General features: G+C 69.5%; 11 protein-coding genes, 1 pseudogene and 1 riboswitch. Of the genes and pseudogenes, 7 read left to right on the top strand and 5 right to left on the bottom strand.

The genetic code is table 11. From position 1 onward, the window contains the following. Nucleotides 1-216: pseudogene (locus ACIRR9_RS03290) on the top strand (glucosamine-6-phosphate deaminase); the annotation flags it as partial. Between the two features lie 97 nt (nucleotides 217-313). On the opposite strand, the gene ACIRR9_RS03285 reads toward ACIRR9_RS03290, so the two are convergent. The 4 genes from ACIRR9_RS03285 to ACIRR9_RS03270 all read right to left on the bottom strand — a co-directional run bounded on the left by ACIRR9_RS03285 (nucleotide 314) and on the right by ACIRR9_RS03270 (nucleotide 5102). Further along, nucleotides 314-1798 (bottom strand): glycoside hydrolase family 3 protein, encoded by a 1485-nt coding sequence (locus ACIRR9_RS03285; RefSeq protein WP_403746985.1) that lies wholly within the window; start codon nucleotides 1796-1798, stop codon nucleotides 314-316. Between the two features lie 9 nt (nucleotides 1799-1807). Then, complete coding sequence (locus ACIRR9_RS03280) at nucleotides 1808-2647, bottom strand: carbohydrate ABC transporter permease (protein ID WP_123974245.1); 840 nt, start codon at nucleotides 2645-2647, stop codon at nucleotides 1808-1810. Continuing rightward, a complete protein-coding gene (locus tag ACIRR9_RS03275; RefSeq protein ID WP_403746983.1) occupies nucleotides 2644-3630 on the bottom strand; it encodes a carbohydrate ABC transporter permease in 987 nt (328 codons plus the stop codon). Before ACIRR9_RS03275 ends, ACIRR9_RS03280 begins: the two co-directional genes overlap by 4 nt. Before the next feature lie 179 nt (nucleotides 3631-3809). After that, nucleotides 3810-5102, bottom strand: coding sequence for an extracellular solute-binding protein (locus tag ACIRR9_RS03270; protein WP_403746981.1), 1293 nt, complete (start codon nucleotides 5100-5102; stop codon nucleotides 3810-3812). A gap of 310 nt (nucleotides 5103-5412) precedes the next feature. On the opposite strand from ACIRR9_RS03270, the gene ACIRR9_RS03265 reads away from it, so the two are divergent. The 3 genes from ACIRR9_RS03265 (at nucleotide 5413) to mctP (ending at nucleotide 8298) form a co-directional block, all read left to right on the top strand. Next, entirely contained in the window at nucleotides 5413-6177 is a 765-nt protein-coding gene (locus tag ACIRR9_RS03265; protein ID WP_123974248.1) for a GntR family transcriptional regulator, read from the top strand. A gap of 223 nt (nucleotides 6178-6400) precedes the next feature. Next, nucleotides 6401-6673, top strand: coding sequence for a DUF3311 domain-containing protein (locus tag ACIRR9_RS03260; RefSeq protein WP_403746978.1), 273 nt, complete (start codon nucleotides 6401-6403; stop codon nucleotides 6671-6673). Then, entirely contained in the window at nucleotides 6670-8298 is a 1629-nt protein-coding gene (mctP, locus tag ACIRR9_RS03255) for a monocarboxylate uptake permease MctP (RefSeq protein ID WP_403746975.1), read from the top strand. Before ACIRR9_RS03260 ends, mctP begins: the two co-directional genes overlap by 4 nt. Before the next feature lie 34 nt (nucleotides 8299-8332). Here the strand turns inward: mctP and ACIRR9_RS03250 are convergent, their stop codons facing one another. Continuing rightward, the gene (locus tag ACIRR9_RS03250; RefSeq protein WP_403746973.1) at nucleotides 8333-11959 is read right to left on the bottom strand and encodes an ATP-binding protein; all 3627 of its coding nucleotides are present in this window, start codon (nucleotides 11957-11959) and stop codon (nucleotides 8333-8335) included. A gap of 157 nt (nucleotides 11960-12116) precedes the next feature. On the opposite strand from ACIRR9_RS03250, the gene ACIRR9_RS03245 reads away from it, so the two are divergent. The 3 genes from ACIRR9_RS03245 to ACIRR9_RS03235 all read left to right on the top strand — a co-directional run bounded on the left by ACIRR9_RS03245 (nucleotide 12117) and on the right by ACIRR9_RS03235 (nucleotide 16314). Further along, the gene (locus tag ACIRR9_RS03245) at nucleotides 12117-12623 is read left to right on the top strand and encodes a GNAT family N-acetyltransferase (protein WP_403746971.1); all 507 of its coding nucleotides are present in this window, start codon (nucleotides 12117-12119) and stop codon (nucleotides 12621-12623) included. Between the two features lie 45 nt (nucleotides 12624-12668). Next, nucleotides 12669-12801: riboswitch (cobalamin riboswitch) on the top strand. A gap of 124 nt (nucleotides 12802-12925) precedes the next feature. Beyond that, on the top strand, nucleotides 12926-15286 hold the full coding sequence (locus ACIRR9_RS03240) for a ribonucleoside-diphosphate reductase subunit alpha (protein ID WP_403746969.1): 2361 nt from the start codon (nucleotides 12926-12928) through the stop codon (nucleotides 15284-15286). Further along, nucleotides 15286-16314, top strand: a complete 1029-nt coding sequence (locus tag ACIRR9_RS03235) for a ribonucleotide-diphosphate reductase subunit beta (protein ID WP_403746968.1) — start codon at nucleotides 15286-15288, stop codon at nucleotides 16312-16314. The genes ACIRR9_RS03240 and ACIRR9_RS03235 overlap by 1 nt, the downstream gene beginning before the upstream one ends.

Here is a 16314-nt window from a genome sequence, read left to right as displayed (position 1 = left end):
GCACGGCACCTGGTGCTCCTCGCCACCGGCGAGGGCAAGGCCGACGCGGTCGCGGCGACCGTCGAAGGGCCGGTCGCCGCGGTGTGCCCCGCTTCGGCGCTGCAGCTCCACCCGCATGCGACGGTGGTGGTGGACGAGGCCGCGGCTTCCAAGCTGAAGCTTGCGGATTATTTCCGGTACACCTTTGTCAACAAGCCGGAGTGGCAGGGGATCTAGCGGTCGCGGGTCCGGCGCGGGCCGGTGGGGGCTGGTCGCCCGCGCGGCGGTAGCCGCACATTCGATACAGCCCCGCGCCCCTGAAGGGGCGCGAAGGCTAACGGGGTGCTATGACTTCGGCGGCTGCTGTGCCGCACACCCTCGCCGCGCCGTGGGTCGCGATGTGGAGGGCGCCCCTCGGTGGTGCCTGGGGTACGCCCATCTCCACCACGATCGTGTCCGGGCGGGCCTTGAGCAGGACGTCCAGGGCCCGGCCCATCCACGGGTGACGGTGTTCGTCCCGTACCACCGCGACGACACGGCGGTCCCCCGCCGCGACGATCGCCGCGTGGCCCGCGTCCTCGCCCGCGAAGCTGCCGGTCCCGGTGCCGGGCAGGAGGCGGGTCAGTTCGGCGGCCACGCCCCAGGGGGTCTCGTCGCCCACGGCGATGTTGGCCACCGGGGTGAGGGAGGCGACGAAGGGGGCTGCGGCCAGGGGCGTGAAGGAGTCGACGCGCGTCACACGGAGCGCGCGGCGGGCCGCGACAAGGCCGATGTCCGTGGGCGCGAGGTCCGGGTGGGCCGGCTCCGCCGTCCTCGTCCAGCGGGCCAGCATCCGTACCCGTTCCGCCGCCTCCGCCAGGCGTTCCTCCGGTAGCTCGCCGGAGCGGACCGCCGCGACCAGGGCGTCGCGCAGGCGTCGTACCGTCTCGTCGTCCGCCAGGCCGCCGCCCACGCAGATCGCGTCGGCTCCGGCGGCGAGGGCGAGGACGCTGCCGTGTTCGATGCCGTAGGTCGCGGAGATGGCCTGCATCTCCATGCCGTCGGTGACGATCAGGCCGTCGTAGCCGAGCTCGCCGCGGAGGAGTTCGGTGAGAACGCGGTGGGACAGGGTGGCCGGGCGGGCCGGGTCCAGGGCGGGGACCAGGATGTGCGCGCTCATGACGGCGCGGGTGCCGGCGGCGATGGCGGCCCGGAAGGGGGCCAGCTCGCGGGAGTGCAGGACCTCGGCCGTCGCGTCGATGCGGGGCAGGTCGAGGTGGGAGTCGACGGCCGTGTCGCCGTGGCCCGGGAAGTGCTTGGTGCAGGCCGCGACTCCGGCCGTCTGGAGGCCGGTGACATAGGCCGCCGTGTGGCGGGCGACCAGGTCCTGGTCGGCGCCGAAGGAGCGGACGCCGATGACCGGGTTGGCCGCGTTGGAGTTGACGTCCGCGGACGGCGCCCAGTTGAAGTTCACCCCGCAGGCGGCCAGGCGGCGGCCCAGTTCGAGGGCGACCTCCCGGGTCAGCTCCACGTCGTCGACGGCACCCAGGGCGTGGTTGCCGGGGAAGGAGGAACCGGTGTGCACCTCAAGGCGGGTGACGTCACCGCCCTCCTCGTCGATGGCGACCAGGACGTCGTCGCGTTCGGCCCGCAACTGGGCGGTGAGGGCGGCGAGCTGCTCGGGCGAGGCGATGTTGCGGCCGAACAGGCCCACCGAGGCGAGGCCTTCGCCGAGCCGGCGCAGCAGCCAGTCGGGGGCGGTGGTGCCGGTGAAGCCGGGCTGCAGGACCGTCAGCGCGTCGCGGGTGAGCGTGTCTGTGCCGCTGGCGAGTGTCGTCATCGGATGGGGTTATCCCTTCACGGCGCCAGCGGTCAGGCCCGCGGCCATCTTGCGCTGGACGAGGAGGAACAGGACGACGATCGGCACGGCCATCATGGTGGAGCCGGCCATCATCGGGGCGTATTCGGTGCCGTGCTTGGTGGTGAAGTTGGCGAGCCAGACGGTCGCGGTCTGGTGCTCCTGGCTGAGCAGCATCAGGGCGTAGAGGTACTCGTTCCAGGCCTGGATGAAGGCGTAGACCGAGGTGGCGACCATGCCCGGGGCGAGCAGCGGGAAGACCACGCGGATGAAGGCGCCGGTGCGGGAGCAGCCGTCGACCATGGCGGCCTCCTCCAGCTCCTTCGGGATGTTGACGATGAAGCCGCGCAGGGTCCACACCGTGAACGGCAGGATGAAGGTCAGGTAGGTGATGATCAGGCCGCTGAGCTTGTCGTACTGGTCCAGGTCGTTGAGGAGCAGGAAGACCGGGATGATCATGGCGACCAGCGGGACCATCTGGACCGCGAGGATGCCGACGATCACGATCTTCCGGCCGCGGAAGGCGAACCGGGAGATGGCGAGGGCGGCGAGCAGGCCGATGACCATGCCGATCGCGACGACGGAGAGGGAGACGATGAGGCTGCGGCCCACCGGACCCCAGAAGTCGGCGATGTCCAGGGCGCGGCGGAAGTTGGACAGGGTGATGCCCGTGGGCAGCAGGCTCGGGTCCGGGTCGATGGCGTCCTTCGCCGGCTTGAACGCCGTGTTCAGCATCCAGTAGACGGGGAAGCCGGCCGTCACGAAGACCAGGAGGCCGAGGATGTTCCAGCCCCAGCGGGACCCCTTGCGGGGGGTGGCGACGGTGCTCATTCGACCTCTCCGATCTTCAGCATCTGGCGCATGTACACGGCGACGACACCGAGCAGGAGGAGCACGGTGAGCAGGGCGATCGCGGAGCCCTGTCCGTAGTCGTTGATCACGAAGGCGCGGTCGTAGGAGTAGGTGGTCAGCAGCTGGAACTCGGGCTCGGGGTGGCCGCCGCGCATCACGAAGACCTGCGGGAAGACGCCCATGTCCCAGATGACCGAGAGCGTCGTGAGCATCACGATGATCGGCTTGAGGATGGGCAGCGTGACGTAGCGGAAGACGCCCCAGGCGCCGGCGCCGTCGAGGCGGGCGGCCTCCTCCAGTTCCGCGGGGACCTGGGTGAGCCCGGCGCTGAGCGTGATGACCACGAAGGGCACCGCCCCCCAGACCACCAGCAGCATGATCACGGCCAGCCCCTGCGGCCCGCTGGCGAACCAGTTGTGGCCGATCATCTCCACGCCCGGGAGCTTGCTGAGCAGGGCGTTGAGGATGCCGTAGTCGGAGTCGAAGAGCCACTTGAAGAGCGTGGTGGCGACGATGACCGGCATGCCCCAGCTGGCCACCAGCACGATGTTGACCAGGGTCTTCACCCAGCCGGAGACCCGCTGCAGCAGCAGGGCGATGAGCATGCCGACGACCATGGTGAAGACCACGCAGCCGACGGCGAAGACGATCGTGCGCAGCGCGACCTGCCAGAACTCGGTGTCGCCCAGTACCTCGGAGAAGTTCCCGAGCCCGACCCAGTCGGCGGGCTTGAACCCCCACAGCTGGGACTGGCCGAACTCCTGGAAGGAGAGGGTGACCAGCCGGTAGAAGGGATACCCGAGGACGAGCCCGAGGATCGCCAGACAGGGCGCGAGCAGCAGCCAGGGAACGGCGGGCCCGCCGGAGCGCCGGTCCGTACGTGGTCCGACCGGGGTACTGGGCGGTGGCGCCTGCCGCTGCGGCGGCAATTTGGCAGGGGTGGTCGTATCAGCGGCACTCATCGCGCGCTCCTCAAGCAGTTTCGAGAGAGGCCCGCAGCAACGCGCCCCAAAGGGGCGCGGGGAACTGCGCGACCAGCCACGGCGCACCGGCACCAACCCACCGACCCGTCGCGGCACTTCCTGATCTCACCCACCGGCCGGACCTGACCCCCCGTCGACCAGGCCCGGCCGCACTCCGACTAGTTGGTGCTGTTGATGACCTTGTCGATGGCCGCGTCGGCCTCCTTGGCGGCGGCCGCCACCGTCTCCTTGCCCGTGCCGATGTTCTGCAGCATGGTCTGCAGGACCTGAGCCTTCTCGACCTGCCCCCAGCCCGGTGCCATCGGGACGAACCAGTTGGACTCGGCCGCGGTGGCCGGGACCGCGGTCGCCGGGTCGCTCTTCAGCGTGGCGAGGTCGGTCTTGTTGTTCGGCAGGTTGCCCTTGGCCATCAGGCCCTTCTGGCCGGAGGGGCCGGTGAACGCGTTGATCCACTCGGCGGCGACGCCCTGCGCCTTGGACTTCACCGGGATGGCGAGGTCGGAACCGCCGAGGAAGACCGGCATGTTCTTGCCGGACGGGCCGGGCATCACGAAGTTGACGAGGTTGTCCTTCAGCTTGCCGCCGGTCTTGTCGTTCTTCGGGTCGGCCGCGGTCGCACCCTCCCAGGCGGCGCCGAAGATCATCTCCGACTTGCCCTGGCCGTAGACGATGTACCGGTCGGACTCGTCCTTGGTCTTGTCACCGTGCATGTACTTGTCGATGACGTTCTTGAACTCGTTGAGACCCTTGAGGGACTCGGCCGAGGAGAGGTTGCCCTTCCACTGGCCGCCGTTCTCGACGGCGATGGAGCCGCCGGCGTCGTAGACGAAGGACATCGCCGCGTACCAGTCACGGGTCGGCTGGTACCAGGCGCTGAACTTGTCGCCCTCCTTCTTCTGGATCTTGTCCAGGTCGGCGGTCAGCTCGGTGTACGTCTTCGGCGTGGTCTTGATGCCGGCCGAGGCGGCGATGTCCTTGCGCCAGTTGGCGACCCGGCCACCGGCGTAGTACGGCACGCCGTAGGTCTTGCCCTGGTAGGTGACGGAGGCCTTGAGGCCGTCGAGCCACTGGTCGGAGCTGGTGAACTGGGAGGCGTCGACGGGGGCGAAGGCGCCCTTGACCATGTAGCCGAGCATCTCGGTGTTGCCCATCTCGACCACGTCGGGGGCCTTGTCCGTGGCGAGGACGGCGTCCAGCTTGGTGTTCTTGTCCGGCCAGCCGTAGTACTCGTGCTTGATCTTGATGCCGGGGTGCTTCTTCTGCACGGCCGCGTCGGCCGCCTTCACCAGGTCGGGCCAGTTGTTCTGCGCGTCCACCGTGAGCCAGACGGTCAGCTCCTTGGCGTCCGTCCCCTTGCCGGAGTCCCCGCCGTCCTTCTTGTCACTGCCACATGCCGCGATGGAGACGACCATGCCCGCGATACCGATCGCGGCTATCAGCTTGCGCTTCACGCCACCCTCCTCAGGATGCCCACACACCCCCCGGGCCATGAGGCCGGGAAACTGGACCAATGGTGTAGACCAGTACCGGGAGCTTGAACCAGACCACGAGCCCTGTCAAGGGACCCGGAAGCGGCTCTGACCAGCCGTTATGCGACCTATATATGCAAGAACCTTTAAGTAAGAAGGCAGCGAAAAGAGCGTCGGCGGAGTAGTCTCGTCCGCTAGACCACTTGACCTTGTGGACTAGACCAAAAGCGGCGGCAACGGTATACAGAAGGGATCACGACGTGACCCACGGCCGGAGCCGGGAAGGCGGAGCATGAGCACCGACGTCAGCAGTGCGGAGAACGAGAGCGGGACAGCCGTCCGTACCGCGCGCGTGCCCAAGTACTACCGCCTGAAGAAGCATCTGCTGGAGATGACGGAGACCCAGGCGCCCGGTACCCCCGTCCCGCCCGAGCGCACCCTGGCCGCCGAGTTCGACACCTCCCGCACCACCGTCCGCCAGGCCCTCCAGGAACTCGTCGTCGAGGGCCGTCTGGAGCGCATCCAGGGCAAGGGCACCTTCGTCGCCAAGCCGAAGGTGTCCCAGGCGCTGCAACTCACCTCGTACACCGAGGACATGCGCGCCCAGGGCCTGGAGCCGACCTCGCAGCTGCTGGACATCGGCTACATCACCGCCGACGACCGGCTGGCCGCCCTGCTCGACATAAGCGCCGGCGGCCGGGTGCTGCGCATCGAGCGGCTGCGCATGGCCAACGGCGAGCCCATGGCCATCGAGACCACGCACCTGAGCGCGAAGCGCTTCCCCGCGCTGCGCCGCTCCCTCGTCAAGTACACGTCCCTGTACACCGCCCTCGCAGAGGTGTACGACGTGCACCTCGCCGAGGCCGAGGAGACCATCGAGACCTCGCTGGCCACCCCGCGGGAGGCCGGCCTGCTCGGTACCGACGTGGGCCTGCCGATGCTCATGCTCTCCCGGCACTCCCTGGACCGCGAGGGACAGCCCGTGGAATGGGTGCGGTCCGTCTACCGAGGGGACCGCTACAAGTTCGTGGCCCGGCTCAAGCGCCCGCAGGACTAGGACCGTTCACGACCGGCCGCCCCCTCGGCCGGTCGACCTGCAACCCCACCGGCAACCCCACCGGCCCCTTGCCGGTGCCCTCACCGGCATCTCCACCGAATCGACATACCGATATGCGGATGAGGTCTTCCGCTGACCTTGTGCGTTCGCCATGATTGCCTGCGCGTTACACAGGTGAACAACGGCGATCGCCGTACGGTCGGTGAGGGGACGGAGCCGCGAGATGTCAGATGCGTCCGATGTGACCAAAGCGGCGGTGGTGACGCCTGTGCGCGTCGTCATCGCCCTCTGCCTGATAGCGCCCTTCGTGGCGATGCTGTGGGTGGGCTCGTACGCCAGGACGGACCCGGTGTTCATCGGGATCCCGTTCTTCTACTGGTACCAGATGCTGTGGGTGCTGATCTCCACCGCGCTCACCATGACCGCGTACCAGCTGTGGGAGCGTGACCAGCGCGCCCGCAAGGCCCGGAGCACGGCCGGGGGTGCGCAGCGGTGAAGGACGGTGTGAACGGCGTCGCGCTCGGCGTCTTCGTCTTCTTCTTCCTGGCCGTCACGGTCATGGGCTTCCTGGCCGCGCGCTGGCGCAAGCCCGACAACGAGCACAGCCTCGACGAATGGGGCCTGGGCGGCCGGTCGTTCGGGACCTGGGTCACCTGGTTCCTGCTGGGCGGCGACCTCTACACGGCGTACACCTTCGTCGCCGTACCGGCGGCGATCTACGCGGCGGGCGCGGCCGGCTTCTTCGCCGTGCCGTACACGATCCTGGTCTACCCGCTGATCTTCACGTTCCTGCCGCGGCTGTGGTCGGTGTCCCACAAGCACGGCTACGTGACGACCTCGGACTTCGTGCGCGGCCGGTTCGGCTCCAAGGGGCTCTCGCTCGCCGTCGCCCTGACCGGCATCCTGGCAACGATGCCATACATCGCGCTGCAGCTCGTGGGCATCCAGGCGGTGCTCGACGTGATGGGCGTCGGCGGCAGCGACGGCACCAACTGGTTCGTGAAGGACCTGCCGTTGCTCATCGCCTTCGGTGTCCTCGCGGCCTACACCTACTCCTCCGGCCTCCGTGCCCCCGCCCTGATCGCGTTCGTGAAGGACGGGCTGATCTACCTCGTCATCGCCGTGGCGATCATCTACATCCCGATCAAGCTGGGCGGCTTCGACGACATCTTCGCCAAGGCGGGCCACGCGTTCGCGCAGACCAACCCGGCGACCGGCAAGCCGCGCGGCACGCTGGCCCCGGCGGAGCCCGCCCAGTGGACGTACGCCACGCTGGCGTTGGGCTCGGCGCTCGCCCTGTTCATGTACCCGCACTCGATCACCGCGACGCTCTCCTCCAAGAGCCGTGACGTGATCCGCCGCAACACCACGATCCTGCCGCTGTACTCGCTGATGCTGGGCCTGCTGGCCCTGCTCGGCTTCATGGCGATCGCGGCCGGGGTCAAGGTCACCAACGGCCAGCTGGCGATCCCGCAGTTGTTCGAGAACATGTTCCCGGACTGGTTCGCGGGCGTGGCCTTCGCGGCGATCGGCATCGGTGCCCTGGTGCCCGCGGCCATCATGTCCATCGCGGCCGCGAACCTCTTCACCCGCAACATCTACCGGGACTTCATCAAGCCCGACGCCACGCCGAAGCAGGAGGCCCAGGTCTCCAAGCTCGTGTCCCTGCTGGTGAAGGTGGGCGCGCTGGTCTTCGTCCTCACCATGGACAAGACGGTCGCCATCAACTTCCAGCTCCTGGGCGGCATCTGGATCCTGCAGACCTTCCCGTCGCTGGTGGGCGGCCTGTTCACCCGCTGGTTCCACCGCTGGGCCCTGCTGGCCGGCTGGGCGGTCGGCATGGTCTACGGCACGGTCGCGGCGTACGGTGTCGCCTCGCCCACCCAGAAACACTTCGGCGGCAGCGCCAAGGAGATCCCGGGCATCGGCGAGATCGGCTACATCGGCCTGACGGCGTTCGTGATGAACGTGGTGGTGACGGTGGTCCTGACCTTCGTCCTGAAGGCGCTGAAGGCCCCTGAGGGCGTGGACGAGACCAGCCCGGCGGACTACACGGCGGACGCGGGCGACCCCGGGGTCCAGGTGGAACTCCCGCCGGCCACCGCGGACTCGGTGCACTGACCGAGCAGGCCCGGCCGGGTGCACACGTGACGTTCTAGTCGCGCGTACGCCCGGCCATCGCGTCCCAGAAACGGTCCAGTTCGCGGACGCGCATGCGTACCCAGGGCGGTGTCCTGCGGCGCAGGAGCCGGGGGAACCAGCGGCGTACCCGGCCCGGCAGCAGGGCCTGCTGCTGGCGGCAGAACGGCTCGCGGATCTCTCCCCGGGGCAACCAGCCCCGGGGAGGGTACGGGCAGAGCCGGAACCTGCAGTCGGGCGGACAGGCGGATCCGGGTGCGGGCGGGGTGGCTGTGCCGATCCGCAGTCCGGGACGCAGGGGCTCCCGGTTCGTGCGGATGCACGGCGGCAGCGGCGTACCGAGCTGCTCCGCGCGGGCCATCCGTTCCTCGACCTCGTCCGGATGCCCGTCGCGTTCGATGAGGTTGAGCATGACCAGTACGTCGGCGACGAGGTGTTGGGCCCGCGGGTCGAGGGTGCTCCAGCCGACCGACGGCGGGATCCACAGGTTGTCCTTGCGGTAACCCCCGGAGTGCTCGGCGCGGGCACCGATGTTGTCGGCGACACCCTTCTCGTCGATCCACAGGAACCGCTCGGGCTGTCCTGTCTCCAGCGCGAGGGCCACCAGATCACCCGTCTCGGCCACGAACGGATGCAGGCGGCGCCGGACCTGATCGCCGTTCTCCCCGGGCTGTCCCGGCGCCGCGCTCTCCGTGCCCGCCATGGACAGCCAGCGCTCCACCGTCTGTACGGCGGTGGCCCCACCGCGCTGCTGCACCGGCCGGGACCCGCCGGCAGGGCCGCCGTTCCGCCCCGGCGTGGCGTACCCCTGGCGGTCGCAGCCGGCGGCCATGTCCGCGAGCTCCCACAGGCACAGTGCCTGGAGCAGGCTGAGTTGCGCGTACCAGCACCGGGACTGCTGCAGCACGGTCTCCGCCTGGCGGATCAGGTCGATGCGACCGCCCGGGTAGGTGTGGGGGTGCCGTTGGCGTCGGTTGGCCGCGTACTTGAAGCCCTGGGCCAGCGCCGCCTCCAGGGGCAGCGGCAGGTCGGGGGTACCGCCGGTGTACTTCGGGTCCAGGTGGCGCAACCACTTGGCGAGCCGTTCCCGGGCCTCGTCGCGGTGGACCTCGTCGACCGAGCCCAGGAGCATCGGGAGCGTCCAGGCCCGCATCACGAACTCCCTGAAGAGAGCCACCCGCCGCTGACGGTAACGCCGGTTGAGCTCCAGCCGGTCGTGCTGCAGCCGCCGGATGTGCTCGGACGACGCGGCCCGCCCGGACGCTCCGGCCGATCTCGCCCGCCCCATACGCTCGGCCCACGTCTCGTACTCCCGCCTCTTCCAGGCCCTCAGGCTCTCGAGACGGTTGTTGTACTCCTCCACGGGATCGCTGTTCAGGCCCACCCGCTCGCGGATCACGGCGAACGCCGCGTTGCCGCCGGCTCCGATCTCCTGGGCGACGGCCAACCGGATGGAGTAGGAGGGTTCTTCGATGCCCAGCAGGACGAGCTCCCAGTACAGCGGGGTGGTGTCGATCCGGTCGCCGACCTTCCGCAGCGCGGCTCCGAGCTGCTTGATCAACCTCCGCTTCGCGTCCCTCAGGGTGCGCCGGTCGCCCTTGACGCCGGGCCAGCTCTCGCGCACCGCGGCGACGATGTCACCCAGCCGTCTCGGATCCTCCTCCCCGCTCTCGATCTCCAGAGCCGCCGCGTAGAGGTCGAGGGCCTTCGGGTCGTCCGTACGACGGCTCGCGGCCGCGCTCAGGCGGTGGGCCGGAGTGCGGCCCCGCACGGGTGCCTGCCGGACCAGTTCGGCGATCTCCCTGCGTATGTCGGCCCGGATCCCGCCCTCCTCCTTCCCCGCGAGGCCCGCCGATCGCGCACGGGACAGCAGCACCAGGGCGATGAGCAGCTCCCGGCTGGGACCGGGCGGCTGCAGTGCCTGCTCGACCAGTTCGCCGGCACCCCGCTCCCCCAGCCGGCTCAGCACACGACAGCCGAAGTACGCCTGGATGATGCTGTGCGGGAAGCGGACCCGGTGCCCGAAGCCCTCCACCAGCTTGAGCTTGCTCGCATGGGCCGTGAGGCGGGCGAGGCCGGCCTGGCACTGGTCCATGTTCCCCTCGCTCAGCCGTCTGCGTTCCTCGTCGCTGAGCCGCTGGCACAGCACGCCCCAGATGTGTTGCCGGTCCCACTGGGAGAGGACGTTCCCGCGCTTCCCGTACCGGTCGAAGGCATGGCCGGTCCACATGTGCTCCGCCCGCGCCCGGGCACGCCGCGCCGGTCCGGGGTGGAGGACCTCCGGGTCGAGCAGTTCGGCGAAGTCCACCTCCAGCTTGTCCTGGAGCAGTCCGGCGCAGGCCAGCGCCGAGACCGCTTCGAGGGCGTCGCGGCGCTCCTGCGGGGTCAGCGCGACGTCCTCGCGCAGTTTCCCCTCGCACAGCGCCTCGGCCCAGGTGTCCAGCAGCCACAGCCGCAGGGCGGCGCGATCACGGCCACGGCCGTTCAGGTGCCGCGGATCGTCGCCCGGGCGATCCTGCTCCAGGGCTCCGCGCCGGTGGAGTTCACGGGCGATGTGGAGGTAGATGGGTGAATCGGTCACCTCCGCCGTCTCCACGATCCAGCCGAGCCGACGCTCGTCGGAGTCCGGTACGCCCGCTTCGACGAAGCGCAGCGCCGCCGCCTCGCCGAGCGGCTCCAGCTCGACGATCGCGGCGGAGGTGCTCTCCAGCGGACTGTGCGGACGGGATGCGATGACCAGCGGAAGCTTCTCCTCGTGGGCACGTTCGATGGCCCGGCGGATGACGTTGTCCCGGTTCTGCTGCTGACCGTCGTCCAGAAGGGCCTCTTCCAGCCCGTCGGCGAGGACGACCGGCTTGTCGTCGGCGAGGAGTTGTTGCCAGACCCGGTCGGTCTTGCTGCGCGCCAGGATGCCCTTGGGCGCCTCGTCGGTGAAGCGCCGCTTGGCCAGGTGTTCGAAGTTCAGGTCGGCTCCGTCGCCCGCGTCCCGCAGCCGGATCGGGACCGGTACGGCGTGCTGGCAGGCCAGGAGTTCGGTGAGCCGTACGAGGACGGCGGTCTTCCCCGCGCCGACCCCGCCGACGAGCAGATACGGCCGACGGGTGTCGCGCTCCCGCAGCCGCTCGGCGATGACCTGGGCGATCTCCTCCCGGCCCACGATCTCGGCGGTGTCGGGCCCGGCGGTGGGCACCAGTCCGCCGGGGTCCCGCAGTGCCTTGGTGAGGTAACGCCGTTTGGTCCAGCGGTACCACCAGAACAGGAAGAGCGCGGCGGCGATCGAAGCGGCGAGTATCGGACCGACGAACTTGAAGACGATGTCGAACGCCTTGCTCTTCTCCCGCCAGTGCTCGAACTCGGTGGTGTGGTGCACGCCCACGATGTACAGGCCCTCGATGATCCACGCGAGCAGCGTGAGCACGGCGACCAGCCAGATCAGCCTGGTGACATTGGCGTAGGAGGCCCATCTGCGCCACTTCTTGGGGCGGGCGGTCCCCCGGCGGGCCTCCAGACGGATCATCAGGGAGTGCCAGTGGCGGGCGAGTCGGCATCCGGCCCGGCTGCCCGCGCGTCTCGGACCAAGTGTCGCCATCTGCGCGGAGCGCGGCCGCTCCTTGCCGGGCGGGTGACGGACGACCCTCGTCATGGCGAATTCCTTCCGAGATCTGTGCTCGGGGCCAAGGAACCGAGGGGGCGACCACACCTAGTTCCATGGAATCACTCCCACCGCTGCCCGCAACCCGGCCGCACCACGGCGGAAACACCGTGGCTGGGCAGTGGGGGCCTCCGGCAGACTCGGCGGCATGGACATCAGGATCCGGCCGGCCGACCCCGCCGAGTACGAAGCCCTCGGCGAGATCACCGCTCAGGCCTACCTCCGGGACGGCCTTCTCGACTTCGGGGAGAGCGACAGCTACCTGGGCGAGCTGAGAGACGTGGCCGGGCGGGCGGCCGCGGCCGACATACTCGTGGCCGTACGGAACGGCAGTCTCCTCGGCGGAGTCACCTTCGTCCCCGCCGGTGGTCCCATGGCCGACATCGCGCGCCCCGGGGAGGCCGAGATCCGGATGCTCGCGGTCGACCGCGCGGCCCGGGGCCAGGGCGCCGGCGAGGCACTCGTACGTGCCTGTGTCGAGCGGGCCCGTGCCACCACGGGTTGCTTCCGCGTCGTGCTCTCCACACAGCGCACCATGCTCGCCGCCCACCGGATCTACGAACGGCTGGGCTTCGTCCGCACACCCGAGCGGGACTGGAATCCGCTGCCGGAGCTGGACGACATCACTCTCCTCACCTACGAGCTGACGCTCTGACACCACCGCGACACAACATCTGGGGGTGACACGACAGCCCGGCACTAGATGTATGCTCATGCTCGCTGTCACCACAGGGGAATCCGGTGCGAATCCGGAACTGTCCCGCAACGGTGTACTTGCGCACATCTGTGCGCAGGAGTCAGTCCGAGGACCTGCCGACAGCACATCCGGCCATCCGGCCCGGGTGTTCTGACGTCCGGGCCTCGTGGAGTGGGCCGGGGACGCGACACGCGTGCGCTCGCCCGTGTGCTGCCTCCTGCCCTCCGCCAGGCCCTGTGCCGAGCGAGGGAGAGCCCCACGTGACCATCGCGCCAGCCGACCCGGTTTCAGCGACCATCTCCGTGGAAGAGGACGGTCCCGGAACCGCGCTGCTGCGGACCCTGACCGAGCTGACCGCCGACCTCCCCGACGCCGACCCCGGCCGGGTCGCCGCCGCCGCGCTGCGCGGCCGGTCCGCGCGGGCCGACGAAGCGGAGTTGCGCGAGCTGGCCACGGAGGCGGCCGCCGGCCTGATCTCGGAGGACCCCGCCTACTCGCGGCTGGCCGCCCGTCTGCTCACGGTCTCCGTCCGCGCCGAGGCCACCTCGCAGGGCGTGACGTCCTTCACCGAGTCCGTGGCGGTGGGGCACCGGGAGGGGCTCATCGCCGACCGGACCGCCGAGTTCGTACGGCTGCACGCGGCCCGCCTGGACGCCCTCGTCGACCCGGACGCCGACGACCGCTTCGGCTACTTCGGGCTCCGCACGCTCCACAGCCGCTACCTGCTCCGGCATCCGATCACCCGGCGCGTGATCGAGACGCCCCAGCACTTCATGCTCCGGGTGGCCGCCGGTCTCGCCGAGGACGACACCGCGCGCGCACTGGACGAAGTCACCGCGCTCTACCGCCTGATGAGCCGCCTCGACTACCTCCCCTCCTCCCCCACCCTCTTCAACTCCGGCACCCGGCACCCCCAGATGTCGTCCTGCTACCTCCTCGACTCCCCGAAGGACGAGCTGGACTCCATCTACGACCGCTACCACCAGGTCGCCCGCCTCTCCAAGCACGCCGGCGGCATCGGTCTGTCGTACTCCCGGATCCGCAGCCGGGGTTCGCTGATCCGCGGCACCAACGGACACTCCAACGGCATCGTGCCGTTCCTGAAGACCCTGGACGCCTCGGTCGCCGCGGTGAACCAGGGCGGTCGGCGCAAGGGCGCGGCCGCGGTCTACCTGGAGACCTGGCACTCCGACCTCGAGGAGTTCCTGGAGCTGCGCGACAACACGGGTGAGGACGCCCGCCGTACGCACAACCTGAACCTCGCGCACTGGATCCCGGACGAGTTCATGCGCCGGGTGAACGCCGACGGGCAGTGGTCCCTCTTCTCCCCCGCCGATGTCCCGGAGCTGGTGGACCTGTGGGGCGAGGAGTTCGACGCGGCCTACCGCAAGGCCGAGGCCGACGGACTCGCGCGCAAGACGGTCCCGGCCCGTGACCTGTACGGCCGGATGATGCGCACCCTCGCGCAGACCGGCAACGGCTGGATGACCTTCAAGGACGCGGCCAACCGCACCGCGAACCAGACGGCCGTCCCCGGCCATGTCGTCCACTCCTCCAACCTCTGCACGGAGATCCTGGAGGTCACGGACGACGGCGAGACGGCGGTCTGCAACCTGGGGTCGGTGAACCTGGGAGCCTTCGTGACCGGCGGGGACATCGACTGGGAGCGGCTGGACGAGACCGTCCGCACCGCCGTCACCTTCCTCGACCGGGTCGTCGACATCAACTTCTACCCGACCGAGCAGGCCGGCCGTTCCAACGCCAAGTGGCGTCCCGTCGGCCTCGGCGCGATGGGCCTCCAGGACGTCTTCTTCAAGCTGCGGCTGCCCTTCGACTCGGCGGAGGCGAAGGCGCTCTCCACCCGGATCGCCGAGCGGATCATGCTCGTCGCGTACGAGGCCTCCGCCGACCTCGCCGAGCGCAACGGCCCGCTGCCGGCCTGGGAGAAGACCCGTACCGCGCAGGGTGTGCTGCACCCCGACCACTACGGCGTCGAGTTCACCTGGCCCGAGCGGTGGGCGGCGCTGCGTGCGCGGATCGCGACCACCGGCCTGCGCAACAGCCTGCTCCTCGCCATCGCGCCCACCGCCACCATCGCGTCCATCGCGGGCGTGTACGAGTGCATCGAGCCGCAGGTCTCCAACCTCTTCAAGCGCGAGACGCTCTCCGGTGAGTTCCTCCAGGTCAACTCCTACCTGGTGCAGGACCTCAAGGACCTCGGCGTGTGGGACGCCCGCACCCGTGAGGCGCTGCGCGAGGCGAACGGCTCGGTGCAGGACTTCGTGTGGATCCCCGAGGACGTACGACGGCTCTACCGCACGGCGTGGGAGATCCCGCAGCGCGGTCTGATCGACATGGCCGCCGCCCGGACCCCGTACCTGGACCAGGCCCAGTCCCTGAACCTCTTCCTGGAGACGCCGACGATCGGCAAGCTCTCCTCGATGTACGCGTACGCCTGGAAGTCGGGCCTGAAGACGACGTACTACCTGCGCTCGCGTCCGGCGACCCGTATCGCCCGCGCCGCCCAGGCCCAGGCCACCATCCCCGTCCAGCAGACGACCCCCGAAGACGCCGTCGCCTGCTCCCTTGAGAACCCCGAGTCCTGCGAGGCCTGCCAGTAATGACCAGCGAGAACAAGGCTGTGACGTCCAAAAACCTGCTCGACCCGGGCTTCGAGCTGACTCTGCGCCCCATGCGCTACCCGGACTTCTACGAGCGCTACCGGGACGCCATCAAGAACACCTGGACCGTGGAGGAGGTCGACCTCCACTCGGACGTCGCCGACCTCGCCAGGCTCACGCCGGCCGAGCAGCACCTCATCGGCCGTCTGGTGGCGTTCTTCGCGACGGGCGACTCGATCGTCGCGAACAACCTGGTGCTGACGCTGTACAAGCACATCAACTCCCCGGAGGCGCGCCTCTACCTGAGCCGGCAGCTCTTCGAGGAGGCCGTCCACGTCCAGTTCTATCTGACCCTGCTGGACACCTACCTCCCCGACCCGGAGGACCGGACGGCGGCCTTCGCGGCGGTCGAGAGCATCCCCTCCATCCGGGAGAAGGCCGAGTTCTGCTTCCGGTGGATGGACTCGGTGGACAACCTGGACCGGCTGGAGTCCAAGGCCGACCGCCGCCGCTTCCTGCTCAACCTGATCTGCTTCGCCGCGTGCATCGAGGGCCTGTTCTTCTACGGCGCCTTCGCGTACGTCTACTGGTTCCGCAGCCGGGGTCTGCTGCACGGTCTCGCCACGGGCACCAACTGGGTGTTCCGTGACGAGACGATGCACATGAGCTTCGCGTTCGACGTCGTGGACACGGTCCGCAAGGAGGAGCCGGAGCTCTTCGACGACGAACTCCGGCAGCAGGTCACCGACATGCTGCGGGAGGCCGTCGAGGCGGAGCTGCAGTTCGCCCGTGACCTGTGCGGTGACGGTCTGCCGGGCATGAACACCGAGTCGATGCGCCAGTACCTGGAGTGCGTCGCCGACCAGCGGCTCGGCCGCCTCGGCTTCGCTCCGGTGTACGGCTCGGAGAACCCCTTCTCCTTCATGGAGCTGCAGGGCGTCCAGGAGCTGACCAACTTCTTCGAGCGGCGCCCGTCCGCGTACCAGGTGGCGGTGGAGGGCACCGTCGACCTCGACGAGGACTTCTGA

Source organism: Streptomyces sp. NPDC101234, from assembly GCF_044767525.1.
Lineage (GTDB): Bacteria > Actinomycetota > Actinomycetes > Streptomycetales > Streptomycetaceae > Streptomyces > Streptomyces sasae.
This window is presented reverse-complemented; position numbering and strand designations above follow the sequence as displayed.